Origin of the sequence: Fluviirhizobium alvei, assembly GCF_030551875.1 — a bacterium.
Lineage (GTDB): Bacteria > Pseudomonadota > Alphaproteobacteria > Rhizobiales > Rhizobiaceae > Rhizobium_E > Rhizobium_E alvei.
The window spans coordinates 129,199-154,160 of sequence record NZ_JAUOZU010000009.1; the positions used below are offsets into that span (position 1 = coordinate 129,199).

Sequence of the window (24,962 nt, forward strand, 5' to 3'; positions counted from 1 at the left end):
TCAGTCATGAGGAAGCTAGCCGCGAACACGGCTCTTCCCGGAATTGTTCCTGCGGTCTGGCTGATTCGCCTTTCCGGAACATGGTGTAGTGACACCAAATTCATGCCGGTCATGGGGCTTTCGACCACCAGATCGACGGGAAACCGGTCGAATAGGTCGGATAATCTGCCGGATGCTCGAACTTGTCCCAGTAGGCGAGGCGGCTGTTGCGGAGCGTGTAGCTCGGCACAACGAAGTGGTGGTGGAGTAGCACCCGGTCAAGAGCCTTGACTGCGGCATGCTGGGTCTCGATCGTATCGGCAAAGATGACCTTCTGGATCAGTTGATCGATCGCCGGGTCGGAAATGCCGGCATAGTTCTGCGTCCTAGGCGTGGCTGCCGATTTCGAGCCCCAATATTCGGCCTGTTCGTTGCCGGGATTGAGCGACTGGCCCCAACCGGAATAGAGCACATCGAAATCGCGGTTGAGGGCGCGTTCCTGGAATTGCGACGAATCGACCGAGCGGACGGTGGCGCTGACGCCGATCCGCTTGAGGTTGGCGGCAAAGGGAAGCGCCACCCGCTCGATGATCGGCGTATTGAGCATGATCTCGAAGGCAAACGGCTCGCCGGTCTTGGTGTTGACCATCTTGCCGCCGCGGATCTCGTATCCGGCCTGTTTGAAGAGGTTGACGGCCTGGCGAAGGTTTTCGCGGAACTTCTTCGGATCGCCGCCAACCGGGTTCTTGTATTCCTCGGTGAAGACGGTTTGTGGAACCTTGTCCTTCACTTCGTTGAGGATTTCGAGCTCCTTGCCTTGCGGCAGACCCGACGATGCAAGCTCGGTGCCGTAGAAATAGGAGTTCACGCGCTTATACTGCTGGAAGAAGATCGTACGGTTCAGTTCTTCGAAATCGAAAGCATAGTTGAGCGCCTCGCGAACGCGATCGTCCTTGAACTTCTCCTTCCTCAGGTTGAGAATGAAGCCGACCATGACGCCGGAGTTGCGATAATCGTTGTCGGGCGTCTCCCGCTTGATCCGTCCATCGGTGACGGCAGGGAAATCATACTGGGTTGCCCAGCGCTTTGCTTCGTTTTCATCCCAGAAATCCACAGAACCGCCCCGGAAGGCTTCAAACTCGACATTGCGGTCGGAGAAGTAGGTATAGGTCAGCGTCCGGAAGTTGTTATAGCCGATATTGACGTTGAGATCGCGCCCCCAATAGTCATCGCGCAATTCGTAGCGGAGGGTTGCACCTGCATTAACGGCTGTGATCTTGTAGGGCCCCGACCCCATGACCGGCTCGAGTGTCGTTGCTGCGATGTCGCGCTTCTTGCCTTGCGCATCGGTGCCTTCCCACCAGTGCTTCGGCAGGATCAGCAAGTCACCCATGATGTTGGGCAGTTCGCGATTGCCCTTGAGGTCGAACTTGAAGGTAATCTCACGCTCGCCAGTTTTTTCTGCGCCGGTCACATGCTGATAATAGAAGTACTTGCTCTGGTCATGTTCCTTGGCGGCGTTGAAGGAGAAGATCACATCCTCCGGCGTCACCGGCTTGCCGTCTGCCCAGGTCGCCTTGGGATTGAGACGGAAGGAAACGGAGGAAAAATCCTCCGGATGCGAGACCGCTTCCGCCAGAAGCCCATAGTTGGAGAAAGGCTCGTCGAGCGAGCGTTTCATCAAAGGTTCGAACACAAGGCCGAGGCCAGTCGCGAGGTTGCCCTTGTTGAGCAGCGGATTGAAAGTGTCGAACGTTCCAAGCTCGGAAAGATTGACGCTTCCGCCCTTGGGCGCTTTCGGGTTCACATAGTCGAAATGGACGAAGCCCGGCTTGTATTTGAGTTCGCCGATCGTGGCGATACCGATATCCCAGTCCGCCGCTCTGGCCATGTTTGCCGTGGGTAACAGAACCGAGAGGGCCGCCAATGCGAACATCAGTTGTCTCGGTTTTCTGACCATCTGTGGCTGTCCTTCCATCATTGTGTTCGAATATTCCTCAGACCAAAACAGATTCATGGCAAAATTGCCACAACGCTCCGTCGAATCCGCAAAGATCATGGATTCACCAAATTCGCGAATAAGGGTAAAACTGATTTGCGATGAATGTGCAGCAAGACTGTGGCGTGCCGTCTTGCGCGCACGATGAAGGGATAGACAGCTTGATACGTTCGATTTTCCGGTTTGCCATTATCCTGGCAAGCCTCGTGTCAATCACGGCACAGGATGCCGTCGCAGCAGACCCGACGCCGGCCAAGAAGCTTTTCGGTTCGGTGACCTTGCCCTCGAAGGGAAATGCGCAATCGCTTGGCTTCTATGCCAAGGGCTGCCTCGCCGGCGGCATTGCCATTCCTGTCGATGGTCCAGCCTGGCAGGTGCTGCATCTGTCGCGCAACCGTCGCTGGGGTAATCCCGAGATGATCGCGCTGCTCGAAAGGCTGTCACGCGAAGCCAGCGCCAAGGATGGCTGGCCGGGTCTTCTGGTCGGCGATATTTCCCAGCCTCGCGGTGGGCCGATGCTTTCGGGTCATGCCTCGCACCAGATCGGTCTCGATGCCGATATCTGGCTGACGCCGATGCCGGATCGCAAGCTGAGCTACGATGAACGCGAGTTCTTTCCGGAAAACTCCGTGCTTCGCAAGGGAACGCTCTATGTCGATCCCAACAAGTGGACCAAGGCGCATGCGCGGCTGATCATGCGGGCTGCAAGCTATCCGAATGTCGAGCGCGTCTTCGTTCATCCCGGCATCAAGAAGAAGCTCTGCGATACCTGGCAGGGCGATCGCTCGCTTCTGTCGAAGGTACGGCCCATCTACGGCCACCATTACCATTTCCATATCCGCATGAAATGCCCGGCCGGATCGGTCGGCTGCGAGGATCAGGTGGATCCGCCCAATGATTCCGGCTGCGGCAAGCCCTTGGCCGAATGGTTCGACAAGCTGCGCCCGCGTCCGGTTGCCAAGCCGAAGAAGCCGGTCAAGCCCACAAAGCCCACCTATCTGACGCTCAACAATCTGCCGAAGGCCTGTGCGGTGGTGCTCGATGCCAAATCGGTGCCCTCGGCGCAAATGGCAGAATTTGGTCGCTCCGGGGACGTGGCTGTGAATGCCGCTGCCTTTGCTGGAGATGTGCCAGCAACCAAGTCGGTGGATGCAATCATAGCCGCGACGGAGACGGAGGACATGTCGCTTGTCCCGCAGGGTCGCATTCCGATCCCGCTGCCGCGACCTCTGCAACCCTGACCACGCGAGAATCGATGCCCCGCAGACAGCTGATGCGGGGCATTTTGTTTTTCCCGCGATTTCATCGAAATTTCATCGAAGCACCTGTTCCCTTCGCCAACTGAACATGGTACCAGCCCTCGTCATCTTCCGATCGCTATTTGCCGCGCAGCACCCAGCTGTTGTTGGCCCACATCAAGGAACATGGCATGGCCCGCATCATCGAAACCTTCACCGGTCACGAAGCTCTCACCTTCGATGACGTGCTTCTGCAGCCCGGTCACTCCGAGATCATGCCGGGGCAGACCAACATCACCACCCGCATCGCCCAGGATTTCGAGCTTAATCTGCCGATCCTGTCCGCAGCGATGGATACGGTCACCGAAGCGCGTCTCGCCATCGCCATGGCTCAGGCCGGCGGCATTGGCGTCATTCACCGCAACCTGACACCGGAAGAGCAGGCCGAACAGGTTCGCCAGGTCAAGAAGTTCGAAAGCGGCATGGTCGTCAATCCGGTCACCATCAACCCGGATGCGACGCTCGCCGAAGCGCTGGCGCTGATGAAGGCGCATGGCATTTCTGGCATTCCGGTGGTCGAAAGCCACGGCGGCGGTCGCACCGGCCGCCTCGTCGGCATTCTCACCAACCGCGATGTCCGTTTCGCCTCCAACCCGAACCAGAAGGTGTTCGAGCTGATGACGCGCGAAAACCTCATCACGGTGAAGGAAAATGTCGAGCAGGGCGAAGCCAAGAAACTGCTGCACCATCACCGGATCGAAAAGCTGCTGGTTGTCGATGATGCCGGCCACTGCATCGGCCTCATTACCGTCAAGGATATCGAAAAGAGCCAGCTCAATCCGAATGCGTCCAAGGATGCCCAGGGACGCCTGCGCGCCGCTGCCGCAACCTCGGTGGGTGACGACGGTTTCGAACGCGCCGAACGGCTGATCGATGCCGGCGTCGATCTGCTCGTGATCGATACTGCGCATGGCCATTCCCAGCGCGTTCTCGATGCGGTCACCCGCGCCAAGAAGCTCTCGAACTCCGTTCGCATCATGGCCGGCAATGTCGCCACCCCGGCCGGAACACAGGCGCTGATCGATGCCGGTGCCGATGTGATCAAGGTCGGGATCGGTCCGGGCTCGATCTGCACCACCCGCATCGTTGCCGGCGTCGGCGTGCCGCAGCTTGCAGCCGTTATGGGTGCCGTCGATCAGGCCAACAAGTCCGGCATTCCTGTGATCGCGGATGGCGGCATCAAATTCTCGGGCGACCTTGCCAAGGCAATTGCCGCCGGCGCCTCGGCCGTCATGGTCGGTTCGCTTTTGGCCGGTACGGATGAAAGCCCGGGCGAGACCTATCTCTATCAGGGCCGCTCCTTCAAGGCTTACCGCGGCATGGGTTCCGTCGGCGCCATGGCGCGCGGCTCGGCCGATCGTTATTTCCAGGCCGAAGTGCGCGATACGCTGAAGCTGGTGCCGGAAGGGATCGAAGGTCAGGTTCCCTACAAGGGTCCGGTCTCTGCCGTGCTTCACCAACTCGCCGGCGGTTTGCGTGCCGCCATGGGTTATGTCGGCGGCAAGGATATCGCCGATTTCCAGGAAAAGGCCACCTTCGTCCGCATTTCCGGCGCCGGTTTACGCGAAAGCCACACCCATGGCGTGACGATCACCCGCGAAAGCCCCAACTATCCGGGCGGTGCATGATCGAGAACAGCGTCTGGTTCCGCTCGACACTCTATCTCGTCACCGCATTGATGGTGGCGGTCTGGCTGATCATGCTGGGCGTAACCATGCCGCATCTCGAAGCTTTGACCGGTGGTCTTAAGGTCTTCGACATGCGGCCAACCGGCTATTCCTTTGAGGAGGCGAAAGCCATTCTGGAAGGATTGGGTGAGGCTGGACGTCTCTACTATGCCGATGTCCAGCAAGGGCTCGACCGGGTCTTTCCCGCGCTGATTTTTCTGATGGTGTCCGGTTGGCAGCTGCTCCTCGCGCGGAAATTCGCCATGCGGGGGCTTCGGTTGCCGATCTGGCTGGTCGTGTTGCTACTGGCGATCAATCTTGCCGGCGCCAATTCCGATTATTCCGAAAACAGCGCGGTACGCGCCATGCTGCTTGCCGTTCCGGAGAGTATAACGGAAGGGCAGGTGACGGGAGCCAGCGCGGCGACCATCGCAAAGTCGCTCCTCAATTCCCTGTCCTACCTGTTGCTGCTGGCAATGGCTGGGTTTTACCTTTTTCGTCGCCGCTCGCCCAGGGGCGGCTGAACAGGAGAAGCATGTCGCTTGTAGCCGAGTTGGTAGGCTCCGCAGCCGCCGCAATCGGAACCATCTGCTGGTTGCCGCAAACTGTGAAAACGCTGAGATCGCGCGAAACCACCGGGATCTCGCTCACCACAAATCTTCTGATCGTGGCAACCGTGACGCTCTGGACGATCTATGGTCTGATGATCATGTCCTGGCCGATCATTGCTGCAAATTTCGTCACACTCTGCCTCGTCGGGGCCATCGTCTATGTGAAAGTCAGCGTCGACGGTTGGCGCTTTTAAGTTGAAGGAGAATGCCGATGACTGGATCGACTGCCATCTTCTGGCCCATGATCGCCCATGTCTTTCTGGTTTATTGCATCTATTATCTGTTGAGCAAGAACCGGAGGAAGGCCGTCGAGCAGGGTTCGGCCAGCGAAGAGCAATTTCGCTCCAACCAGGTCGAGCCGGAGCAAAGCCAGTTTGCCCGTAACAATCTTGAAAACCAGTTCGAACTGCCGGTGCTGTTCCATGCCGGCTGCCTTGCGCTTTATGTGACCGGTGCGGCGACAATCGGTCCGGTAATCCTGGCCTGGATCTTCGTCGCAGCACGCTATGCGCATTCCTTCATCCATATCCGGACCAACCATATTCCGCATCGTCGCCCGCTTTTCATCATCAGTTTCGTTGCAAACGGTATTCTTTGGGCCTGGCTCGCGGTTCATCTTGCCGTGAATTAACCTGACGTTACGCGAATTTAATTTGTGCACCGCACAAATCGCTCCCATATAGTCTCCATCAGCCTCGGCGGGATCATTTTCCCGCCGCCTCCGGGAAACCAGGGAGTGTACGATGGAACTGGGCAAAGACAGGAAAATGCTGGTCCTTCAGGGTGGCGGCGCGCTCGGAGCCTATCAGGCCGGCGCCTATGAGGCCCTGCACCAGGCGGGCATTCGCCCCGAATGGGTCGCGGGCATTTCGATCGGCGGCATCAACGCAGCCATCATTGCCGGTAGCCCGCCCGAACGGCGGATCGAAAACCTCCGCCGGTTCTGGGATATGGCCGCATCTGGCCCCTCGCGGCTACCGTTCGATCTCGCGTCGCAAGCGCGCAAATGGATGAACGAACAATCCGCAGCGATGAGTGCATTGACCGGCGTTGCAGGCTTTTACTATCCGCGCGCCTTCATGCCCTGGCAGTTCGTGACCGATCCGATTGCCCGCATCAGCCTTTACGACACGTCGCCGCTGATCGAGACATTGGAAACCCTCGTCGATTTCGATCTCGTCAATCGCCGGGATGTGCGTTTGAGCCTGGGTGCGGTCAATGTCGCAACCGGCAACTTCGCCTATTTCGACAATCACGACAACAAGCCTATCACGGCACATCATGTTGTGGCATCCGGCGCTCTGCCGCCTGGCTTTCCACCAGTCGAAATCGACGGGGAGCTTTACTGGGATGGCGGTCTGGTCTCCAATACGCCGCTGCAGTGGATCCTGGATAAGCGCGACATAGCCGACGATATCTGCGTGTTCCAGATCGATCTGTTTTCGGCGCGCGGAGATCTGCCGCGGGACATGTCCGACGTCCTCGCCCGCGAAAAGGAGATCCGCTATTCGAGCCGGACGCGCCATAACACCGACGAGGCTGCGCGCAAGGCCCGCTACGAAAAAGCGCTGAAACGTCTTCTGGCGCGCCTTCCGAAGGAACTTCACGACGATCCAGACGTTCATTTCCTGCGCAATCACGACCAGCAGGGCGCTGTGACGGTGGTCCACCTTATCTATCGCCGCAAACCCTATGAAACCCACATGATGGACAACGAGTTTTCCCGCCTCACCATGGAAGAACACTGGAAAGCGGGCTTCGACGATGTGCGGGAGACCCTCAATTGCCCGTCCTGGACCAAACGCCGCATCCCTGACGACGGTTTCGTCACCATCGATCACTGGCGGCATCAGTATGGGACGGCCCAGCCCGTTCCCGAACAAGGAGCATGATCATGACACTCAAAGGCAAGATTGCAATCGTTACGGGTGCAGCCGGCGGGATCGGCTACGGGATCGCCAGGAAATATGTTGCTGAGGGCGCCCGCGTCGCCATCGCCGATCTCAAGGCGGATGCGGCAGAAGCCGCGGCAAAGGAACTGACAACGATGGGGCCCGGCGAAGCCATCGGCATTGCCATGGATGTGACGAACGAAGATCAGGTCAATGCTGGTGTCGCGGCCGTCGTTGCCAAATGGGGCGGTGTCGATGTTCTGGTCTCCAACGCCGGTATCCAGATCGTCCACAAGATCGAGGAATTTCCTTTTGCAGACTGGAAGAAGATGCTGGCCATCCATCTGGATGGCGCCTTCCTGACCACCAAGGCCTGCATTCCGCACATGAAGGCCAAGGGCGGCGGCGCGATCATTTACATGGGGTCGGTTCATTCCAAGGAGGCCTCGCCGCTCAAGGCCGCCTATGTAACCGCCAAGCATGGTCTTCTCGGGCTGGCACGCGCGGTTGCCAAGGAGGGCGGCGCTTATGGTGTACGGTCGAATGTCATCTGCCCCGGTTTCGTCCGCACGCCGCTGGTCGAGAAGCAGATTCCCGAACAGGCAAAAACGCTCGGCATTTCCGAAGACGAGGTCGTCAAGCGCGTCATGCTCGGCCAGACGGTGGATGGTGAATTCACCACCATCGAGGATGTCGCCGAAGTCGCAGCCTTCTTTGCCGGTTTCGAGACCAATGCGCTGACGGGCCAGTCGGTCATCGTCAGCCATGGCTGGCACATCGAGTGACCTCCCTTGGTGGGTGGCGGGCTCTGACGGTCCGTCACCCAAGCGCGAACACAATTTGTTGATCGCGCTGTTTCCCATTTGATGATTCTCAAACATCGAAGCGCCACCTTCCGGCGTAAGATCGTTTGGCAACCAAAGGGAGAACAGCCATGGACAAGCCCACAATCACACAGGCGATGATTGATGCCTATGACGAGTACACTCACCTGACACTGGATCGACGCGGTTTCATGGAGAAACTGAAGATGTTGGCAGGTTCCGCAGCCGCTGCCACCGCGATCGCGCCCCTTCTTTCAGCCAATGCGGCCGTTGCCGAGATCATCCCCGAAGGAGACGACCGGCTCGATGCGGCCACGATCACGTTCCCGGGCGCACCAGCCGCCATCACCGCTTATGTCGCAATGCCCAAGGGTGCTGCCAAGCTGCCTGCGGTCATCGTCATTCACGAGAACCGTGGCCTGAACGCCCATATTCGCGATGTCACGCGCCGGTTGGCGCTTGAAGGGTTCCTGGCCATGGCGCCGGATCTTCTGTCGCCGGCAGGCGGTACTCCCTCGGATGAGGACAAGGCCCGCGCGATGATCTCCGAATTGAATGGCGATATTACCGGCGCCAATCTGCGCGCCGCACTGGTTTTCCTCAAGGAACACGCCCATTCGACCGGCAAGGTCGGCGCGATCGGCTTCTGCTGGGGTGGAGGCTGGGTCAACAGACTTGCGACCATCGCGCCGGATCTTGGTGCCGGCGTTGCCTATTATGGTGCCCAGGTGCCGGCTGATCAGGTGCCCGCCATCAAGGCACCGCTGATGCTGCATTATGCCGGGCTCGATGACCGCATCAACAAGGGAATTCCCGATTATGAAGCGGCGCTCAAGGCCAACGGCAAGGACTATCAGCTCTTTCTCTATGACGGCGTCAATCATGCTTTCAACAACGATACGTCTGCTGCGCGCTACGACAAGGCTGCAGCCGATCTCGCCTGGGGACGCACAGTCGAATTCCTGAAAGCGAAGCTCGGCTGACTTGATTTTCTGCCCTCGAAACAGGAGCTTTTGAATCGCGGGGAGGCTTTTGCTCTGCCTCCCCTTCAGGAGATCTGCATGTCCGCACCCGTCATTGTCGAAGTTCCCGTCTTTTCGAGCCTCTGCAACGAAGCCTTCCGCTTGCGCCGCGATATCTTTGTTCGGGAGCAGAAGATCCCGGAGGACGAAGAGTTCGAGGCTGCCGACCTGACGGCCCGCCATTTCGTGGCGATCTTGGGCGGCGAGGTTTGCGGCACGATGCGCATAATCGTAACCGACGAACATGTGCGGATCGGCAGAGTCGCTGTTGGCCAGCCCTGGAGGGGCAGGGGTGTCGCCGCCGCCATAATCGAACATGCGCTATCGGTGTTTGCCGATGTCGCTTCAGGCCGGTTTTACCTGACGGCACAGGCGGACAAGCTTCGGTTCTATGAGAAGTTCGGCTTTACCGCCTATGGCGAGAGCTTCCTCGATGGCGGAATTCCGCATCTGAAAATGAAGACCTACTAAAATCAGCCGCTGATAAAGGCCAATTGGGTGCCCCAGGGATCGCGCGCCTCGATCCGGTCGCCCTTGTCGGTAACATCGCTGCCGGCTTTCGACAGGCGTCCGCGCAAGCCTTCCATGAGATCCGGCGCCATGGTGAATGCCAGTTGCTCGAGGCCTGACATCGTTTCGCTGCGCTGACCCGCGCCCTGGCTTTGCCAGATGTTGGACCCGATATGATGATGATAACGGCCATTGGCAAAGAAGGCTGCGCCGCGTTCAGGCATCAGCCGTGTCACGTCGAGGCCAGCCACGCCACGATAATAGGCTTCGGCGGTCGCGATATCGCCGACCCGAAGATGAACATGGCCGATCCTGAAACCCGATGGCGCCTTGTAGGACAAGAGCAGATCGCGCGACAGACCTGCGACGAGATTGTCGATATCGAGCTCTTCGGTCCCCATGACCACCTGGTTACCTTCCCAGGACCAGCCGACCGGCGACCGGTCGGCATAAACCTCGATGCCGTTGCCTTCCGGGTCGTCGAGATAGAGCGCCTCCGATACAAGATGGTCGGCGAAGCCGGTGAAGGCGACGCCACTCTGGACGGCATAGATCAGCCAGCGGCCGAGATCCTGTCGCGATGGCATCAGGAACGCCGTATGGTAGAGACCGGCCGAGACGCGATCGTCCGGTTCGTCAGCGGGTTTGGCCTGAAGTTCGAGCAGAACGGTACCATCCTTGCCAAGGCTCGTCCGGTCAGTCTCGCGCACAAGAATATCGAGCCCGATCATCCGGTTGTAGAAGTCGGTCATCCGCGCGAGATCGCGGACCCGCAGCGACACGGAGTGAATATGCATGGGCGTTGTGACGGCAAAGGATTGCGGAACCGCTGCCTTGAGTTGCGGCGCATAGCCAACGCCTGCGGCAAAGAGGCCGCTGGCCAGAAAATGATGAAAGGCGCGGCGCGTCATCGCATGCTCAAGCATATGGCTGGATCCCCATGAAACTGGCCAACCTCTATCAGCGCATTTCCACACGCTGAAGCCACGACTGTTCACGATCTGGTGATGATATCCGGTTCAACCCTTGCGGATCAGGAAACGATGTCCGGTTTCTGTCCGTTCCAGCATTTCGAGCCGGTGTCCATCCTCGTGGCAGAAGTGCGGGATATCGATTCCGGCAAGCGGATCGCTGGTCAGAACCTCAACCAGACTGCCGGAGGCAAGGTCCGCCATGCGCCGACGCGACTTGAGCACGGGCAGGGGGCATTTCAGCCCCCGGAGATCCAGTGTCACGGCGCCGGACCCGGTCCCGGAAGTCATTACCAGATCTTCCAGAACGGCTTCTTGGCTGCTGGTTCTTCGGCAGGAGCGATTGGCTGCACGGCTGCGGCCTGATCATTGGTGTCGGCCGGCTTGGCAGCCTGTTCGGGTTCTGTCGTCAGGCCACGGTTCGTCTTCTTGCTGGCCTTGGCTTCATCAGATTTGTGAACCGTCTGGCCGGCGGTCACGGCTGCCGTTTCGGCAGCGACAGGCGGCGAGGCCTGCTTGTTGTCATCGACCTTGCGACCGGCAAACAGCGACCAGATCGGGTTTGCAGGGCTTTCTTCCTTGACCTCGGCAGTGACAGCCGGCTTCAGCGGATTGGCTTCCGGAACCGGAACCCTGGTCTTTGCCAGCTGCTTGGCGAGCTTTTCATCTTCCTTGCGCTTGGCCTCTTCGGCCTTCTTGCGGGCCTCGATTTCCGCAACGGAAATATACTCGACCTGCGGCGGGATACCGGCCTTGCGGGCCTGGATCTTGGCATAGGCAGCGGAGTAGGACGTCACCGTATCCGAAGTCGGCGTGATCTTGGCCTTGGGATCGACGATCACGTAATCGGCATCGTTGGGAATGTTCTTCGTCTTGCCCTTGCGCCGCGCCAGCCGGTCAGCGGCCTTGCGATCGAATTCGGGAATGTCCTTCCAGTCATTCGCGCCCCATTTAGCGGAGGCGGACTGGAAGGCAGTCTCATAGGACTTGGAATAGGTGGCGTAGGCGGAAGCGAGAGCCGGCGGCGTGCTCATCGGCGGGCATTTGCCGGATGCCGACAGCTTGCCGCTGGTGACCTGGTTGAAGACATACTTCTTTTCACAGACATCCACCTCGGGCGGACGTTTGGTGATTTCGAAATGGTCGTAGCCGGTCTTGATGTTCTGCCAGAAATCATAGTGCGGCGAGAACCGGTGCTTTGCCATGTTCTCGGCCGTCATCCGGAACGGATAGGCCTGGATCTGGAAGCTCTTCTGGCCGCCCTTGAAGGCTTCGCGGGCGAAGGCGTAGATCTGCAGCACGGCGGCATCCGACATCGAATAGCAACCGGCTGACGAGCAGGCGCCATGCACCATGAGGTTCGATCCGGTGCGACCATAGGCACGATCGAACTTGTTCGGATAGCCGATGTCGAAGGAAAGATAATAGCTCGAGTTCGGGTTCATTTGCCCGGGCGTGATATTGTAGAAGCCTTCGGGCGCCTGGCGGTCGCCTTCCTTCTTCTTCGGCCCCAGCTGGCCGGACCAGGCGCAGATCGGATAGGTGGCGACGAGCTTGTAGCGGTTGGCGCTGTCGGCCTTCCACACCTCGAGCACTTCCTCTTCCTTGAAGATGCGCATCATGATCGGTGAGGCCATCGACAGGCCGAGCTTGCGCAGCTTTTCCTGCATCTTCGGCGGCAGTGGATGGGCGACACGGTCCTGCACGGACACGATTTCAAGCGTATCCTGAGTGCAGCTTCCCAGAAGCAATGCGGAGGCGACGAGAGCCAGAGCTGGAAGAACGCGCATGCCAGTCAATTCCGAATTTCCCCGTAGATCCGGACCAGCCGGATGACACGAATCTGAGGCGCTTATAGCGCCAAAGATGTTACCGGACTATTCACATCCGGTTAACGATAATGTCACTGGTCCTGCTCGGCTATCAATCTGGTGATTATGGCCGAGTTGGGGCGGTCTCAGAGCGACCGGCCCATGGCCAGGAACTTCTGGCGACGATCGGCCTTGAGGTCGCTCGATTGCGAGAGATCGCTGAGCGCCTTTGCAATCACCTTGCCGGTTTCGGAAATGACTGCCTGCGGATCGCGGTGGGCACCGCCGACCGGTTCGGCAATGATGCCGTCGATGATGCCGAGCGACTTCAAGTCTTCTGCCGTGATCTTCATGTTGGAGGCGGCTTCCTTCGCACGCGTGGAATCGCGCCAGAGGATCGAAGCAGCACCTTCCGGCGAGATCACCGAATAGATCGCATGTTCGAGCATGTAGACCCGGTTGCCCGTCGCAATCGCGATTGCGCCGCCAGATCCACCTTCGCCGATGATCACCGACACAACCGGGACCTTGAGGTTGAGGCACATCTCGGTCGAGCGTGCGATCGCTTCTGCCTGGCCGCGCTCTTCGGCGCCGACGCCGGGATAGGCGCCGGCCGTATCCACAAGCGTCACGACCGGCATGTTGAAGCGATCCGCCAGTTCCATGATGCGGATGGCCTTGCGATAGCCTTCCGGACGGGCCGAGCCAAAGTTGTGCCGAATGCGGCTCTTGGTGTCGTTGCCCTTTTCCTGGCCGATCAGCGCCACCGGCATGCCGTTGAAGCGGGCAAAGCCAGCCTGGATCGCATCGTCGTTGGAGAATTTGCGGTCGCCGGCAAGCGGCGTGAATTCGCTGAACAGCGCCTGCTGGTAATCGATGAAATGCGGGCGCTGCGGATGGCGTGCCACCTGCGTCTTCTGCCACGGCGTCAGCTTGGCATAGATTTCCACCATCGCATCGCGTGCGCGCGCTTCCAGTCGGGAAATCTCTTCCGACGTGTCGATGCTCTGGTCTTCGGATGCAATCGTCTTGAGCTCAAGGATCTTGCCTTCGAGGTCGGAAATCGGTTTTTCGAAGTCGAGATAGTTGTACATGATCACCCATTTCGGCTGCCGGCAAATGAAGGCCAGCGTGAAAGTGGCCTCCTAATCCCCGTTTTTGACGCGTTTTGCAAGGGGGTGGTGCGTTTCCACCAGATCCCGCAGCTTTTCATCCAATATATGGGTATAGATTTGTGTCGTCGATATGTCCGAGTGACCGAGCAGTTCCTGCACCACGCGCAGGTCGGCGCCGCCGGCCAGGAGATGGCTCGCGAAAGCATGCCGAAGCACATGCGGTGACAGCGAGGCAGATGGTATTCCGGCGCGCGCGCCAAGGGATTTGAGATCACGGGCGAAGACCTGCCGCGCCAGATGTCCGGCCTCACCATCGGCCGGAAACAGGTAATCCTCCTCGCGCTCCCCATGTTCGTTCCGAAGCGCATCGGCATAGGCCCTGAGAGCCGCAATAGCGGTTCGGGTAAGCGGCACCAGCCGCTCCTTGTTACCCTTGCCGCGAATGATGAGATAGCGGCCATCCGCACCGAGCACGCTTGCCGGCAGGCTCACGAGCTCGCTCACGCGCATGCCCGTCGAATAACAAAGCTCGATGAGTGCCAGAAGCCGCAGCCGTTCAAGCTGTCGGGGACCAGGTTGTCGAGCCTCTTCCTCGGCAAGGGCAATCAGCCGGCCCGCCTGCTCTTCGGAAAGCGTTTTCGGCAGCGCTCGTCCCTTCTTGGGGGAGTCGAGAATGCCGGTCGGATCATCCTCGCGGATGTTTTCGGCATAGAGGAACTTGTAGAATTGCCGGATCGCCGAGAGCCTGCGGGCCTGCGATGAGGCCTTGTAGCCCTCGGCTGTCATCCAGGACAGAAAGGCTGCGATATCCTGGGATGTGGCTCTTGCAAGGCTGGTGTTGCGTGTCTTGAGAAAGGCCGAAAGCTCGTCGAGGTCTTTCTCGTAGGATGAAAGCGTGTTGGCCGCAGCCCCCCGCTCGGCACTCATCATCTCAAGAAACGCTTCCGCATGCGCTGCTGAGAGATCGCGCATGGCTCAGTTTCCCGTCTCGGGAGGGTTTGTCCGCTGCGAAGGAATTTCGATCGTTGCCTCCCGCTCACGCGGATCCACCAGATAGGCGAGCGAAAAAAGCACAGCATAGACAAGGCCGGCGATGATCGCGCACCAGTAGAGGAAACGAAAGAGTGTCGGCATGGTTCCGGATGGCCCTCAAGGCACGATTCGATTGCAGGATGCGTGATCCTTTATGGGCGGGTGGATCGCACAGCGCAAGCACGGCCTGCGACTTGACGCCATGCGTTCTTTTTCCCATAGGAACGGGAGGGGACAAAAACCTGCGGAATATGCCGGGAAAGGCCAAGATGGAGCATGAGAACATCGATACGCACACGATGGCGGATCGTGCCCGGATGGCTCTCGGCAAGCGGAACCTGGTCCTCGTTGGCCTGATGGGCGCAGGAAAGTCCGCGATCGGCAAGATCGTCGCGGCCGATCTCGGCATCCCCTTCGTCGATTCCGACCACGAGATCGAGCGCGTGTCGCGCATGACCATTCCGGAGCTCTTCCAGGCCTATGGCGAACCGGAGTTCCGCCAGCTCGAAAAGCGGGTGATCGGTCGTCTGCTGGAAAGCGGACCGCGTGTGCTTTCGACCGGTGGCGGGGCCTTCGTCAACGCCGAAACACGGGACGCGATCAAGGCCAACAGCCTGTCGCTCTGGCTGGATGCCGATCTCGACACGCTATGGGAACGGGTGATCAAGCGCGACAATCGTCCGCTGCTGAAAACCGAAAACCCCAAGAAGACACTCGAAGACCTGATGATTGCGCGCTATCCGCTCTATGCAGAGGCAGATTTGCGGGTGAAATCGCGCGATGTGAAAAAGGATGTCATTGCCAGCGAGGTGATTGCGGCTGTGGCGGGAACACTGGTGACAAAAACCGATGAACACTGAAATCGAAAAGAACGTCCGGGTCGAACTGGGCGATCGCGCCTATGATATTCTGATTGGCCCCGGATTGATTGCCCGTGCCGGTCGCGAGATTGCCGCGCGCCTCAAGGGCAAGCGCATGGCGGTCATTACCGATGAGCATGTCGCTCCGTTCTACCTCGCACCGCTGACGGAGAGCCTGGCCGCTGAAGGGATCCAGACCTTTCCGCTCGTGCTTCCCGCCGGCGAGAAGACCAAGAGCTTCGAGCATTTCATGACCGTTTGCGATCATGTGCTCGCAGCCAAAATCGAACGCAATGATGCGGTCATCGCGCTGGGTGGCGGTGTCATCGGCGATCTGACAGGTTTTGCAGCAGGCGTGGTTCGTCGCGGTACCCGCTTCATCCAGATTCCGACATCGCTTCTGGCGCAGGTCGATTCATCGGTCGGCGGCAAAACGGGCATCAACTCGCGCCATGGCAAGAACCTGATTGGCGTGTTCCATCAGCCCGATCTCGTTCTCGCTGACAGCGATGTCCTCGATACCCTGAGCAAGCGCGAATTCCGCGCCGGTTATGCCGAAGTGGCCAAATATGGCCTGATCGACAAGCCGGATTTCTTCGAATGGCTGGAAGGTAACTGGCAGTCCGTGTTTGCCGGTGGCGAAGCCCGCATCAACGCCATTGCCGTTTCCTGTCAGGCCAAGGCCGATGTTGTTGCCAAGGACGAACGCGAAAACGGTCTGCGCGCGCTGCTCAATCTTGGCCACACATTCGGCCATGCCCTCGAAGCTGCCACCCAATATGACAGCGCTCGCCTCGTCCATGGCGAAGGCGTCTCGATCGGCATGGTCCTGGCGCACCAGTTTTCGGCCCGCATGAACCTCGCGAGCCCGGATCTCGCAAGGCGCGTCGAAGCCCATCTGAAAGCGGTCGGGCTGCCGGTGTCCATGGATCAGATCCCGGGGGAGCTGCCGCCGGCCGAGCAATTGCTTGAGGCGATCACCCAGGACAAGAAGGTCAAGGGCGGCAAGCTCACCTTCATCCTGACCCGCGGCCTCGGCGAAAGCTTCGTTGCCGACGATGTTCCGGCATCGGAAGTCCTGTCCTTCCTGAAGGAAAAGCTCGGGAGCTGAGCCGATGAGCCTCGTGGCATTCCTTCGCCGGATCTTCGGCTTTTTGCTTTCCGGTGGGGATGGTGAGGCTGCCCCGGCAGCCCGCGAGGGTAACGGCGAGGGCAATGGGCGCTCGCCGCGCGATCGGGTCAACCCGTTTGAGGATTTCGACGAGCGCGAAATCTCTGATATCATGATCCATCGCACCGCCATGCAGGCCATCAATGCCGATGATCCGCCGGAGGCCAATGTGCGGGCCATCCTCGACAGTCCCTTCACGCGGCTGCCGGTCTGGCGAGGCTCGAACGACAATATCGTCGGCGTCGTCCATGCCAAAGATCTATTGCGGGCCCTGATCGAAACCGATGCCACGCCGTCGACGATCGATATCCTCAAGGTCGCCGACAAGCCCTGGTTCGTGCCCGATACGACCAGCCTCAAGGATCAGCTGGCGGCCTTCCTCAAGCGAAAAACCCATTTCGCCGTGGTGGTCGATGAATATGGCGAGGTCGAAGGCATCGTCACCATGCAGGACATTCTGGAAGAAGTGCTCGGCGACATCGCCGACGAGCACGACCCGCAGCTGGCCGGTGTGCGGCGTGAAGCCGATGGGTCGATCGTCGTCGATGGTTCGGTCAGCATCCGCGACCTCAACCGCGCTTTGGGCTGGTCGCTGCCGGATGAGGACGCGACGACCATTGCAGGGCTTGTCATCTACGAATCCCGCACCATTCCCGAACAGCGGCAGGCCTTTACCTTTCACGGCAAACGTTTTGTGGTGATGAAGCGGGTCAAGAACCGCATCACGCGTCTGCGCATCCGTCCCGCCATCGAAGCGGACAAAGGCTAACTGATCACCCTTTCGGTTGCCGGGCCTCCAGTTCGAGATAGAGGGCGGCATGATCGAGATCCGCCCCCTTCATCCCGTGGACCAGATGGTCGTATCGCGTCTGCTGCAGCGCCGAGATCGGCAGTTCGAGGCCAAGAGAGGTGGCTTCTTCGAGGAGATTGTTGAGATCCTTGAGTTGTAGCGACGAGCGTCCGCCCGGCGCATAATCACCCGCAGCCATGCGGCGTCCATGCTGCTGCAGGATGATCGAATCGGCAAAGCCGCCCTTGAGCGCTTCGCGAAACCGGTCGACATCGGCGCCGCCCTTCGCCATCAGCAACATGGCCTCGGCGACAATGCCGATGGTTGCTGCGACAATGGCCTGATTGGCAAGCTTCGCCCGTTGTCCGGAGCCCGAAGGACCGACTAGAACCGGACGACCGAGCAGGCGCAGGACCGGCTCGGCACGGGCAAAGACCTCCGCCTTCCCGCCGGCCATGATCGCGAGCGTCGCCTCCGTCGCGCCGCGCGTGCCGCCGGAGACCGGTGCATCGAGATGGTCGATGCCATGGCTTTCGAGGAGTGCCGCATGCGCCTCCGCTTCGGACGGTTTGATCGAGCTCATATCCACCACGATCGCCCCTTTGGGTGCCGCGCCTGCAACGCCATGATCTTCGAGCAGCGCACCGACCGCTGCACCATCCGTCACCATGGTGAAGATGAGATCGGCTTTCGAGACGGCGGCAGCTGGCGTCTCGGCAATCCGGGCGCCATGTTCGGCCAGCGGAAGCGCCTTTTCGATGCTGCGGTTCCACACCGTTACGGAATAGCCGGCAGCAAGAAGGTTGCGCACCATCGGCGCTCCCATAAGCCCGGTTCCGAGAAAGGCAATGGTCTGCATGGTCACCCCCGTCGACAAGAGGGACGATCCCTATCATCGGGAGCTGGTCTGCGGCAACCGTTCAGCCGGTTGGCAGGGGTTGCCAATGGTCGATGATTATCCCGCCCGAATAGACTGCAATGGCACCGAACTGTTGCAGAACGGCTTCGCTCTGGGTTGGGCGGAAGAAAACGAAATCGCCAACGTTCACGGGGCTTGAAGAGGGCAGGCCCATGAATTGCTGGTTGGAACTGTGGCCGAAAAGGCTGTTATCGGCGAGACCGTCCGGATGGACGGGCTCGGCCATCCATTTGCCGCCATAGATGAAACAACCCTTATTCGGAAAAAGCCCCAGCTTTTTCAGAACAGTCGTCATCCATTCCGGACCCGGCAATTGGGCGGTCCCCATCTTGAGGATCGGTGTGGCGATGAAGAGTGCCGGCGAAAGTGCGGGTAGGCCTGCATCGAAATCGGTCGGCTTCAAAAGGCCGGATCCGATCGACAGGTCGTTGATATCGGCATGCGAAAGATACCGGGTGATCGTCTGGCTGCCGCCGGTATTGATGATGCTGCGCATGGTGGCTGGCAGCGCGTCAATGAAGCCCTTCAGACGCGCGTCGACGTTTCGCGCCTCGCGGGCCGGTCCGCCGAAAAGGGCGGGAATTGAACCGATATGCGGCTCATAACCCATCAACCCTTCGGCGCCAAGTTCCGGGCAAACGTTAAGCTCTGACACTGCCTCGGCGAGATCGGCTGGCGTCGCGAAACCACCGCGATGCAGGCCGACATCGACTTCGAAAGCGATGCGCAACCGGATACCATAGCGTCGCGCCACCGCCGCATAGGCCTGGAGCCGCTCCTTCGTATCCACAAGTTGGACAACCTGGTCTGAAAACCGGGCGCGTTCGGCAGGTGCCATGGCTTCGAGAAAGCGATCGAGCCCTTCTGTGGGCATCGGTTTGCCAAACAGAAGCTCGGCATCGGGGAAAGCCTCAAGCACTGCGCGCGCGACCGGCAGATGAAAGGTCATGATATGGCGGCTCTGCAACCGGTCCCTGACATGGGTCAGCAGCGGCATGCAGGCGAGCGACTTGTCCACCAGCCTCAGATGTTTCTCCGGCGGCAACCGATCCTTGAGCCAGTCGATATTGCTGTCCAGTCGATCGCGATCGATGACGAGGGTGGGCTGAAAGTGGCCGGCCTCCCTGAGTGCAGCAGTCAGGCCGGCGAAATAGACATCGGTCATCCATCCAGTCCGATCAGGCGGGCAATATAGGGCGAGACGAAACGATTGTCCGGGTCGAGCTCCCGTCGCACATCCATGGCATCCTTCCAGCGCGGATAAAGCCGGGCAAGATCGGCGCCTGTCAGCGTGTGCATCTTGCCCCAGTGCGGGCGTCCACCATGCCGCTTGAAGATCGGCTCGATGGCGGCAAAGTAGGGGTAGGGATCTTCAAGCGCATCATGGTGCACGGCGATCGAGCAGGTCGGGCGCTTGTAGAACGGGCTCAGCCACATCTCATCAGCAGCAACGGTGCGCACTTCGAGCGGGAAATAGACCTCGGGGAAATGTTTCTCGCCGAGCGCGATGATCTCGGCAATCGCTTTCGGACCTTCCTCGATCGGAACGTGATATTCCATCTCGTTGAAGCGCGTCCGGCGGTCGCTGGTATAGACCTTCAGCCATTCCTCGACATAGTCTTCCCGCGGCATTTTCCGCAAGGCGCCGGCGATCAGCTTGCGTCTCGCCCACGGAATGTAACGCAGATAGGTTCTCAGCATTTTCAGCGTCTTCAGGCCATCTTCATCTTCTTCGGGCGGCCGGGATGTTGCCGGTTCATCGGTCAGATCGCTCGAGACGAAAATCGCGGACGATGAAAAGGGCACATAGAAGAATTCGGCAGACCGATGTCCCTGCATCATCGGGAAGAAGTTGGCGAGCATATCGCTGATGGGCAGCACATAACGGCGCTTGTGCAAGCGGTAGGATTGCATGTTTTTCAGCGTCACCTGCGTGAGAATGCCAAAGCAGCCAAGCGCAACCCCGATTGCCTGCAGCATTTCCGCATTGTCGGCCTTCGAGTAGCGACGGATTGCACCCTTGCCATCCACGAATTCCACGTCTTCCACCAGCGTATGGTACGCGCCGAGGGTTGAGCCGGTGCCATGGGTAGCCGTCCCGAGGGCTCCCGCCAAGGTCTGCTGGTCGATATCGCCCATGTTGGCCAGCGCCTGGTCGATGCTATGAAGGATCTGGGTCAGTTCGCCCAGTCGCGTTCCGGCGCCGACGGTTGCGGTGCATGCGCTGCTGTCGTGCCCCTTCAGACCGGAAAGCGCGTTGACCGAAACGATGGTGCCATCGCTCGGAACGAGCTGGGTGAAGGAATGGCCCGATCCCGTCACCCGCACCGGCCCCGGCGCTGTTTGGACCACATCCTGCAGCTGTTCGATCGTTTGGGGTCTGGCCATGAGCTTCGGCTGTGCCGCATGCATGCCCGACCAGTTTTTCCAGTCCGCCATTGATGTTCCCTCTAGTTTTTTCTTTGTATCGCGATCGCCAGAACGAAAAAGAGGAGGCTGCCGATTGCGGCTCCCAGACCGAACCAGGCCGTTCCGCGAAAATCGGTGGCAGTTATGAAGGCCGCTGCGCCGGCGGGGCCAAGAGCGGCGCCGAAGAGTTGCGCAGCGGGAACCAAAAGCGCCGTTTTGCGGCTCTCATCCACCTCGATAGTCATCCCGATCTGCCATGGCACGACGAACAGCCACAGGAAGCCGGTTGCCAGAACCAGAACCCAGAACAGCCAGAGCGGCGGACCGGAGGTAAAGAGGCCCGTAATCACGATCGCGACAATGGCTGCCCCTGCGATGACCAGCCGGAAATCGATCCTGTTCACCAAGAGCGTGGCGATGCCGGCGCCGATCACCTGCGCCGCAAGGCTGGCAGAGACCATGACGCCGACCGTGGTCGCGTCGATGCCGAACTGCGCGCCGAGTGGTTCGAGAAAGGCCCAGATGGCGCCAATGAAAAGATAGAGCGAAAAAATCGACAGCAACGCAGCCCAGGAGGCGAAGTTCGTTTTCCTCTTGGTCTCTTCGGCAGTCGAAGTGCTGTCGGAAAGAGGCTGATAGGCAGCGGGCAGCAATGGTACCAGAACGGCGGTCAGGAGGGTTGCTCCTACCAGAACCGCGAACCCGCCTCCGGACCCATTGGCCGGAATGACCCAGAGAGCCAGAACCAGGGCCAGCGCACTCTGCAGAAGGGTCTGTATCAGCACGAACCAGCCGCCGCTGCGCGACGGCGAGGCCGCGCGGGCAATCATTTCCACGGCGATCGCGACCAATCCCCCTTCTGCGAGGCCCGAAAGGCTGCGGGCCGCAATCAATGTGGCAGTGGAGGGTGCCATGGCCGTTGCCGCATGGCCGGCGGCAACAAGACAAAGAAGAAGCAGTGCCTTGAGGCGAATGTGCGTGCCGGACAGAAAGATCGGAAAGACCACGGAGCCGAGGCCGATGGCGATGATTTCAAGCGTTGCCATGATGGCAAGCGCATCAAAACTGATTCGCCCTTCCGTCAACAGGCTTCCAAGCAGCAAGGGCTGCAACCCGAGGATCAAAAGGCCTACGGACCCCATGAACAGTGCGGATGCGACCGCCCGAAACGGATAATCGCTGCTAAAACTCTCGCCAGTCGGCGTTCCAGCGTCAAATTGCGTCATATCCGTCGCGCACTTACTTGCATTTGCACGTTAGCCCGATCTAAAAGAAAGAGATGGCGAAAATCTGACACTTGATCAGATCTTAGTCAATAGCACCGATAACAGAAGACTGGTTGCATGGCCGAAGCTGCTGATCACCAACTGAGACGCCCTCCGAAACAGGAGCGCAGCAGGGAAAGGGTTGACGAGATCCTTGCCGCAACCAAGAAGCTTATTGGCGAGAAAGGAATCGATGCTGTCAAGATGCGGGAGATTGCCGCATTGGCTGGCGGCCCGATTTCTTCGGTCTATCAGTATTTTCCCAACAAGTCCGCGATCATTGCCCTGCTCTTCAGCCGGTGGGCGAATGAACTGACCGAAATGCTGGGCAAGCGGCTGGAAGACGTTCATTCGGCGGATGACCTGAACCGGGTCGCCAACGATCTGCTCGACTATTATCACATCCGCATCCGGTCCGACCGGTCCATCCTTGATCTTCTTGTCGCCGTACAGGCCGACAAGGCATTGAAAAACGTCGATATTGCCGAAACCCGCATTCAGGCGCGCATGTTCTGCGAGCGCGGCAAGGGTTTTGTTCGTCCCGACATGATGGACGAATTCGAGCGCGTGACATTCCTGATGCTGCAGTTGGCCTTCGGTGCCATCCGGTTGGCGCTGATCGTTCCGGAAGACGAAGCGGACGGCATCCTCAATGCTTACAGGACCATGATTGCGGCGCAACTGGTTGCCTTCAGCACGCCCGAATCCCGTTCGACCTGATCGCCGAAATAAAAAAGCCCGGCCGCTTTGCTGGGAGGCAAGGGACCGGGCAAGAAGGCAGGGTATGCTTGGCGGACACCCTGCGGGGAAAAGGAACGAAGGTCAGAGCCTCTTGAGGCCCCGAAGCGGATCGCGACGCGACCGCACAAGGTGAAGCGTCGGATCGGCACTGAGCGGGGCCGAAAGCGCATGGTTCAGATCGCTGCGGACCAGGCCGATATCGGCAAGCTGCGCATCATCAAAATCGCGCATATCCATCACCAGCGTCCGACCGACCAGCGCACGATAGCGCTTCGCAATCCATCGCAGGACCTTTCCGGGGTGCATCCCGGAAAACAGCAATATGAAGGCGTTCCCGGTTCTCTCCGGGGCATGATCGAATGTGGACATTGGTTTCCTCCGCAGGAAGGCGGGATTGCGTCTGTTGCGGTGGTTGTATGATTGAAAATAAATATTGATCAGTCCAACGAATGTTTCTAATGATTATCATCAAACAACTTTATGGTTACGGGCCATGACCTCGCCTCTTGACAACGACCAGCTTCAGACATTCGTGGCAATTGCCGATGCCGGCAGCTTCACCAAAGCGGCGGACCGGGTGTTCAAGACCCAGTCAGCCGTGTCCATGCAGATGCGCCGGCTTGAAGAGCGCATCGGCAAGCCATTGTTCGTCAAGGATGGACGCGGCAACCGTCTGACACCCGAAGGTGAAAAGCTGCTCAACTATGCGCGGCGCATGCTTCGCCTCAACAATGAGGCGCTGGCCGCTTTCGACGACAATCGGCTTGAGGGCACTCTCCGGATTGGTACGCCCGACGACTATGCGGACCGGTATATGCCCGAAATCATCCAGCGGTTCGCGCGCTCGCATCCCAATGTCGAGCTCTATATCGTTTGCGAACCATCGGTCGATCTGGCGGAGAAGATCGCCCGCGGCGAACTCGATATTGCGCTCGTGACGCACAATCCACTCGAACGCGAATCCGAGGTCGTGCGAACCGAACCGCTCTGCTGGGTCACATCGGCCAACCATCCTCTGCCGGAAAATGCGCCGGTTCCGCTTGCCGTGGGCCGGCGCGATTGCCAGTGGCGGCGGCTTGCCTGTGCCTCGCTCGATGCGGTGGGTCGCGAATATCAGATCCTGTTCACCAGCTGGTCCTCGACGGTCGTCGCCTCGGCAGTGCTGGCAGGAATGGCGGTTTCGGTCCTGCCGGAATCGGCGCTTCGCACGGGGATGAAGGTTCTCGGTCAGCCCGATGGCTTCCCGCCGCTGGCACCGGTCCAGATCGGCATCATGAAGCGGCCGGGCCTCTCGACCTCGCTCACCAATGCCATCACCAGCCATATCAGCGCCTGCCTCGACAATATCACGCCCGCCAATGTCGACGACGATCTCGATCGCGACGTCAAGGTCTGGCCGAAGATGCCGCGCCTCAAGCCGGGTCATATGCTGCCCGGCTGGTGAGCTTCCATCCTGCGCGAAACTGCTCGGGTTGACATTTCCCATATTTGAGATAATTTCTCACATATGGGAAATGACGCTACTGAATTTGATCTCCGGATTGCTGTGCGCCTGAAGAAACTGCGCAACGATGCTGGCCTGTCTCTCGATGAGCTCGCCGAACGTTCCGGCATCAGCCGTGCCACCTTGTCGCGGCTCGAGAATGGTGAAGTGTCGCCGACAGCCCATGTGCTTGGCCGTCTCTGCCCGGTCTATTCGCTTCCAATGTCGCGACTGATCAGCATGGTCGAACAGGATTTCGTCCCGCTTGTCCGGCCCGCCGACCAATGGCTCTGGAGCGATCCGGCCACAGGTTTCCGCCGCCGGTCCATCTCACCACCGTCGAACAGCCTCGCGGGTGAAGTGATCGCATGCGAACTCGATCCCGGCGTGGTGATCGACTATCCGGCACCGGCGCGGCGTGGGCTTGAACATCATCTCCTGATGCAGGCGGGCCGGCTCGAGATGACGGTCGATGGGCAAATCCATGCGCTCGAAGCCGGTGATTGCCTGCGCTACCAGCTCAACGGACCGACCCGGTTCGAGGCAGGCAGGGAATCCGGTGCCTGCTATCTTCTTTTTATCGTTTAGGCGGA

At 59.5% G+C, this 24,962-nt stretch carries 26 protein-coding genes and 1 pseudogene; 15 read left to right on the forward strand and 12 right to left on the reverse strand.

Annotated elements, in window-relative coordinates; genetic code table 11:
• Positions 1-109: 109 nt before the first annotated feature.
• Positions 110-1,939: an extracellular solute-binding protein gene (locus tag Q4481_RS14315; RefSeq protein WP_304377073.1), complete on the reverse strand. Its 1,830-nt coding sequence runs from the start codon at positions 1,937-1,939 to the stop codon at positions 110-112.
• Between the two features lie 203 nt (positions 1,940-2,142).
• On the opposite strand from Q4481_RS14315, the gene mepA reads away from it, so the two are divergent.
• The 9 genes from mepA to Q4481_RS14360 all read left to right on the forward strand — a co-directional run bounded on the left by mepA (position 2,143) and on the right by Q4481_RS14360 (position 9,763).
• Positions 2,143-3,219: a penicillin-insensitive murein endopeptidase gene (gene mepA, locus Q4481_RS14320; protein ID WP_304377183.1), complete on the forward strand. Its 1,077-nt coding sequence runs from the start codon at positions 2,143-2,145 to the stop codon at positions 3,217-3,219.
• Between the two features lie 188 nt (positions 3,220-3,407).
• Complete coding sequence (gene guaB, locus Q4481_RS14325) at positions 3,408-4,904, forward strand: IMP dehydrogenase (protein WP_304377074.1); 1,497 nt, start codon at positions 3,408-3,410, stop codon at positions 4,902-4,904.
• Positions 4,901-5,467 (forward strand): hypothetical protein, encoded by a 567-nt coding sequence (locus Q4481_RS14330; protein WP_304377075.1) that lies wholly within the window; start codon positions 4,901-4,903, stop codon positions 5,465-5,467. The genes guaB and Q4481_RS14330 overlap by 4 nt, the downstream gene beginning before the upstream one ends.
• A gap of 11 nt (positions 5,468-5,478) precedes the next feature.
• Entirely contained in the window at positions 5,479-5,748 is a 270-nt protein-coding gene (locus tag Q4481_RS14335) for a SemiSWEET family sugar transporter (RefSeq protein WP_304377076.1), read from the forward strand.
• 17 nt (positions 5,749-5,765) lie between these two features.
• Positions 5,766-6,185, forward strand: a complete 420-nt coding sequence (locus tag Q4481_RS14340; protein ID WP_304377077.1) for an MAPEG family protein — start codon at positions 5,766-5,768, stop codon at positions 6,183-6,185.
• Between the two features lie 112 nt (positions 6,186-6,297).
• Entirely contained in the window at positions 6,298-7,446 is a 1,149-nt protein-coding gene (locus tag Q4481_RS14345) for a DUF3734 domain-containing protein (protein WP_304377078.1), read from the forward strand.
• Positions 7,447-7,448: 2 nt separating this feature from the next.
• Positions 7,449-8,231: a 3-hydroxybutyrate dehydrogenase gene (locus tag Q4481_RS14350; protein ID WP_304377079.1), complete on the forward strand. Its 783-nt coding sequence runs from the start codon at positions 7,449-7,451 to the stop codon at positions 8,229-8,231.
• A 149-nt stretch (positions 8,232-8,380) separates the two neighbouring features.
• Positions 8,381-9,253 (forward strand): dienelactone hydrolase family protein, encoded by an 873-nt coding sequence (locus tag Q4481_RS14355; RefSeq protein WP_304377080.1) that lies wholly within the window; start codon positions 8,381-8,383, stop codon positions 9,251-9,253.
• 78 nt (positions 9,254-9,331) lie between these two features.
• Positions 9,332-9,763 (forward strand): GNAT family N-acetyltransferase, encoded by a 432-nt coding sequence (locus Q4481_RS14360; RefSeq protein WP_304377081.1) that lies wholly within the window; start codon positions 9,332-9,334, stop codon positions 9,761-9,763.
• Positions 9,764-9,765: 2 nt separating this feature from the next.
• Here Q4481_RS14360 and Q4481_RS14365 read toward each other — a convergent pair whose 3' ends face one another.
• The 6 genes from Q4481_RS14365 to Q4481_RS14390 all read right to left on the reverse strand — a co-directional run bounded on the left by Q4481_RS14365 (position 9,766) and on the right by Q4481_RS14390 (position 14,833).
• A complete protein-coding gene (locus Q4481_RS14365; RefSeq protein ID WP_304377082.1) occupies positions 9,766-10,728 on the reverse strand; it encodes a VOC family protein in 963 nt (320 codons plus the stop codon).
• A 93-nt stretch (positions 10,729-10,821) separates the two neighbouring features.
• The gene (locus Q4481_RS14370) at positions 10,822-11,064 is read right to left on the reverse strand and encodes a sulfurtransferase TusA family protein (RefSeq protein ID WP_304377083.1); all 243 of its coding nucleotides are present in this window, start codon (positions 11,062-11,064) and stop codon (positions 10,822-10,824) included.
• A complete protein-coding gene (locus tag Q4481_RS14375) occupies positions 11,064-12,563 on the reverse strand; it encodes a L,D-transpeptidase family protein (protein ID WP_304377084.1) in 1,500 nt (499 codons plus the stop codon). Before Q4481_RS14375 ends, Q4481_RS14370 begins: the two co-directional genes overlap by 1 nt.
• A 167-nt stretch (positions 12,564-12,730) precedes the next feature.
• Positions 12,731-13,678, reverse strand: coding sequence for an acetyl-CoA carboxylase carboxyltransferase subunit alpha (locus tag Q4481_RS14380; protein ID WP_304377085.1), 948 nt, complete (start codon positions 13,676-13,678; stop codon positions 12,731-12,733).
• A gap of 51 nt (positions 13,679-13,729) precedes the next feature.
• On the reverse strand, positions 13,730-14,671 hold the full coding sequence (xerD, locus tag Q4481_RS14385; RefSeq protein ID WP_304377086.1) for a site-specific tyrosine recombinase XerD: 942 nt from the start codon (positions 14,669-14,671) through the stop codon (positions 13,730-13,732).
• A gap of 3 nt (positions 14,672-14,674) precedes the next feature.
• Positions 14,675-14,833, reverse strand: a complete 159-nt coding sequence (locus Q4481_RS14390) for a hypothetical protein (protein ID WP_304377087.1) — start codon at positions 14,831-14,833, stop codon at positions 14,675-14,677.
• 167 nt (positions 14,834-15,000) lie between these two features.
• Between Q4481_RS14390 and Q4481_RS14395 the strand changes: the two genes are divergently transcribed.
• From Q4481_RS14395 to Q4481_RS14405, 3 genes and pseudogenes are all read left to right on the forward strand, one after another.
• The gene (locus Q4481_RS14395; protein ID WP_304377088.1) at positions 15,001-15,591 is read left to right on the forward strand and encodes a shikimate kinase; all 591 of its coding nucleotides are present in this window, start codon (positions 15,001-15,003) and stop codon (positions 15,589-15,591) included.
• Positions 15,581-16,702 carry a 3-dehydroquinate synthase gene (gene aroB / locus Q4481_RS14400; RefSeq protein ID WP_304377089.1) on the forward strand — a complete coding sequence of 374 codons (1,122 nt, stop codon included), beginning with the start codon at positions 15,581-15,583 and terminating at the stop codon, positions 16,700-16,702. Before Q4481_RS14395 ends, aroB begins: the two co-directional genes overlap by 11 nt.
• Before the next feature lie 109 nt (positions 16,703-16,811).
• Positions 16,812-17,531: pseudogene (locus tag Q4481_RS14405) on the forward strand (transporter associated domain-containing protein); the annotation flags it as partial.
• 4 nt (positions 17,532-17,535) lie between these two features.
• Here Q4481_RS14405 and Q4481_RS14410 read toward each other — a convergent pair.
• The 4 genes from Q4481_RS14410 to Q4481_RS14425 all read right to left on the reverse strand — a co-directional run bounded on the left by Q4481_RS14410 (position 17,536) and on the right by Q4481_RS14425 (position 21,965).
• Positions 17,536-18,411 carry an NAD(P)-dependent oxidoreductase gene (locus Q4481_RS14410; protein WP_304377090.1) on the reverse strand — a complete coding sequence of 292 codons (876 nt, stop codon included), beginning with the start codon at positions 18,409-18,411 and terminating at the stop codon, positions 17,536-17,538.
• A gap of 61 nt (positions 18,412-18,472) precedes the next feature.
• Positions 18,473-19,636: an alanine racemase gene (locus Q4481_RS14415; protein ID WP_304377091.1), complete on the reverse strand. Its 1,164-nt coding sequence runs from the start codon at positions 19,634-19,636 to the stop codon at positions 18,473-18,475.
• A complete protein-coding gene (locus tag Q4481_RS14420) occupies positions 19,633-20,910 on the reverse strand; it encodes a D-arabinono-1,4-lactone oxidase (protein ID WP_304377092.1) in 1,278 nt (425 codons plus the stop codon). Before Q4481_RS14420 ends, Q4481_RS14415 begins: the two co-directional genes overlap by 4 nt.
• An 11-nt stretch (positions 20,911-20,921) precedes the next feature.
• A complete protein-coding gene (locus Q4481_RS14425) occupies positions 20,922-21,965 on the reverse strand; it encodes an MFS transporter (RefSeq protein WP_368400210.1) in 1,044 nt (347 codons plus the stop codon).
• A gap of 258 nt (positions 21,966-22,223) precedes the next feature.
• Between Q4481_RS14425 and Q4481_RS14430 the strand changes: the two genes are divergently transcribed.
• Positions 22,224-22,865: a TetR/AcrR family transcriptional regulator gene (locus Q4481_RS14430; protein ID WP_304377093.1), complete on the forward strand. Its 642-nt coding sequence runs from the start codon at positions 22,224-22,226 to the stop codon at positions 22,863-22,865.
• Between the two features lie 102 nt (positions 22,866-22,967).
• Here Q4481_RS14430 and Q4481_RS14435 read toward each other — a convergent pair whose 3' ends face one another.
• Positions 22,968-23,255, reverse strand: a complete 288-nt coding sequence (locus Q4481_RS14435; RefSeq protein WP_304377094.1) for a hypothetical protein — start codon at positions 23,253-23,255, stop codon at positions 22,968-22,970.
• Between the two features lie 124 nt (positions 23,256-23,379).
• Between Q4481_RS14435 and Q4481_RS14440 the strand changes: the two genes are divergently transcribed.
• Positions 23,380-24,330: a LysR substrate-binding domain-containing protein gene (locus Q4481_RS14440; protein WP_304377095.1), complete on the forward strand. Its 951-nt coding sequence runs from the start codon at positions 23,380-23,382 to the stop codon at positions 24,328-24,330.
• 63 nt (positions 24,331-24,393) lie between these two features.
• Positions 24,394-24,957 (forward strand): helix-turn-helix domain-containing protein, encoded by a 564-nt coding sequence (locus Q4481_RS14445; protein WP_304377096.1) that lies wholly within the window; start codon positions 24,394-24,396, stop codon positions 24,955-24,957.
• The last annotated feature ends 5 nt before the right edge of the window (positions 24,958-24,962 follow it).

Excerpts from the sequence above, each read along its gene's own strand:
- Q4481_RS14315 (WP_304377073.1), bottom strand. The coding sequence starts at position 1,939 with ATGGTCAGAAAACCGAGACAACTGATGTTCGCATTGGCGGCCCTCTCG.
- guaB (WP_304377074.1), top strand. The coding sequence starts at position 3,408 with ATGGCCCGCATCATCGAAACCTTCACCGGTCACGAAGCTCTCACCTTC.
- Q4481_RS14330 (WP_304377075.1), top strand. The coding sequence starts at position 4,901 with ATGATCGAGAACAGCGTCTGGTTCCGCTCGACACTCTATCTCGTCACC.
- Q4481_RS14335 (WP_304377076.1), top strand. The coding sequence starts at position 5,479 with ATGTCGCTTGTAGCCGAGTTGGTAGGCTCCGCAGCCGCCGCAATCGGA.
- Q4481_RS14340 (WP_304377077.1), top strand. The coding sequence starts at position 5,766 with ATGACTGGATCGACTGCCATCTTCTGGCCCATGATCGCCCATGTCTTT.
- Q4481_RS14345 (WP_304377078.1), top strand. The coding sequence starts at position 6,298 with ATGGAACTGGGCAAAGACAGGAAAATGCTGGTCCTTCAGGGTGGCGGC.
- Q4481_RS14350 (WP_304377079.1), top strand. The coding sequence starts at position 7,449 with ATGACACTCAAAGGCAAGATTGCAATCGTTACGGGTGCAGCCGGCGGG.
- Q4481_RS14355 (WP_304377080.1), top strand. The coding sequence starts at position 8,381 with ATGGACAAGCCCACAATCACACAGGCGATGATTGATGCCTATGACGAG.
- Q4481_RS14360 (WP_304377081.1), top strand. The coding sequence starts at position 9,332 with ATGTCCGCACCCGTCATTGTCGAAGTTCCCGTCTTTTCGAGCCTCTGC.
- Q4481_RS14365 (WP_304377082.1), bottom strand. The coding sequence starts at position 10,728 with ATGCTTGAGCATGCGATGACGCGCCGCGCCTTTCATCATTTTCTGGCC.
- Q4481_RS14370 (WP_304377083.1), bottom strand. The coding sequence starts at position 11,064 with ATGACTTCCGGGACCGGGTCCGGCGCCGTGACACTGGATCTCCGGGGG.
- Q4481_RS14375 (WP_304377084.1), bottom strand. The coding sequence starts at position 12,563 with ATGCGCGTTCTTCCAGCTCTGGCTCTCGTCGCCTCCGCATTGCTTCTG.
- Q4481_RS14380 (WP_304377085.1), bottom strand. The coding sequence starts at position 13,678 with ATGTACAACTATCTCGACTTCGAAAAACCGATTTCCGACCTCGAAGGC.
- xerD (WP_304377086.1), bottom strand. The coding sequence starts at position 14,671 with ATGCGCGATCTCTCAGCAGCGCATGCGGAAGCGTTTCTTGAGATGATG.
- Q4481_RS14390 (WP_304377087.1), bottom strand. The coding sequence starts at position 14,833 with ATGCCGACACTCTTTCGTTTCCTCTACTGGTGCGCGATCATCGCCGGC.
- Q4481_RS14395 (WP_304377088.1), top strand. The coding sequence starts at position 15,001 with ATGGAGCATGAGAACATCGATACGCACACGATGGCGGATCGTGCCCGG.
- aroB (WP_304377089.1), top strand. The coding sequence starts at position 15,581 with ATGAACACTGAAATCGAAAAGAACGTCCGGGTCGAACTGGGCGATCGC.
- Q4481_RS14410 (WP_304377090.1), bottom strand. The coding sequence starts at position 18,411 with ATGCAGACCATTGCCTTTCTCGGAACCGGGCTTATGGGAGCGCCGATG.
- Q4481_RS14415 (WP_304377091.1), bottom strand. The coding sequence starts at position 19,636 with ATGACCGATGTCTATTTCGCCGGCCTGACTGCTGCACTCAGGGAGGCC.
- Q4481_RS14420 (WP_304377092.1), bottom strand. The coding sequence starts at position 20,910 with ATGGCGGACTGGAAAAACTGGTCGGGCATGCATGCGGCACAGCCGAAG.
- Q4481_RS14430 (WP_304377093.1), top strand. The coding sequence starts at position 22,224 with ATGGCCGAAGCTGCTGATCACCAACTGAGACGCCCTCCGAAACAGGAG.
- Q4481_RS14435 (WP_304377094.1), bottom strand. The coding sequence starts at position 23,255 with ATGTCCACATTCGATCATGCCCCGGAGAGAACCGGGAACGCCTTCATA.
- Q4481_RS14440 (WP_304377095.1), top strand. The coding sequence starts at position 23,380 with ATGACCTCGCCTCTTGACAACGACCAGCTTCAGACATTCGTGGCAATT.
- Q4481_RS14445 (WP_304377096.1), top strand. The coding sequence starts at position 24,394 with ATGGGAAATGACGCTACTGAATTTGATCTCCGGATTGCTGTGCGCCTG.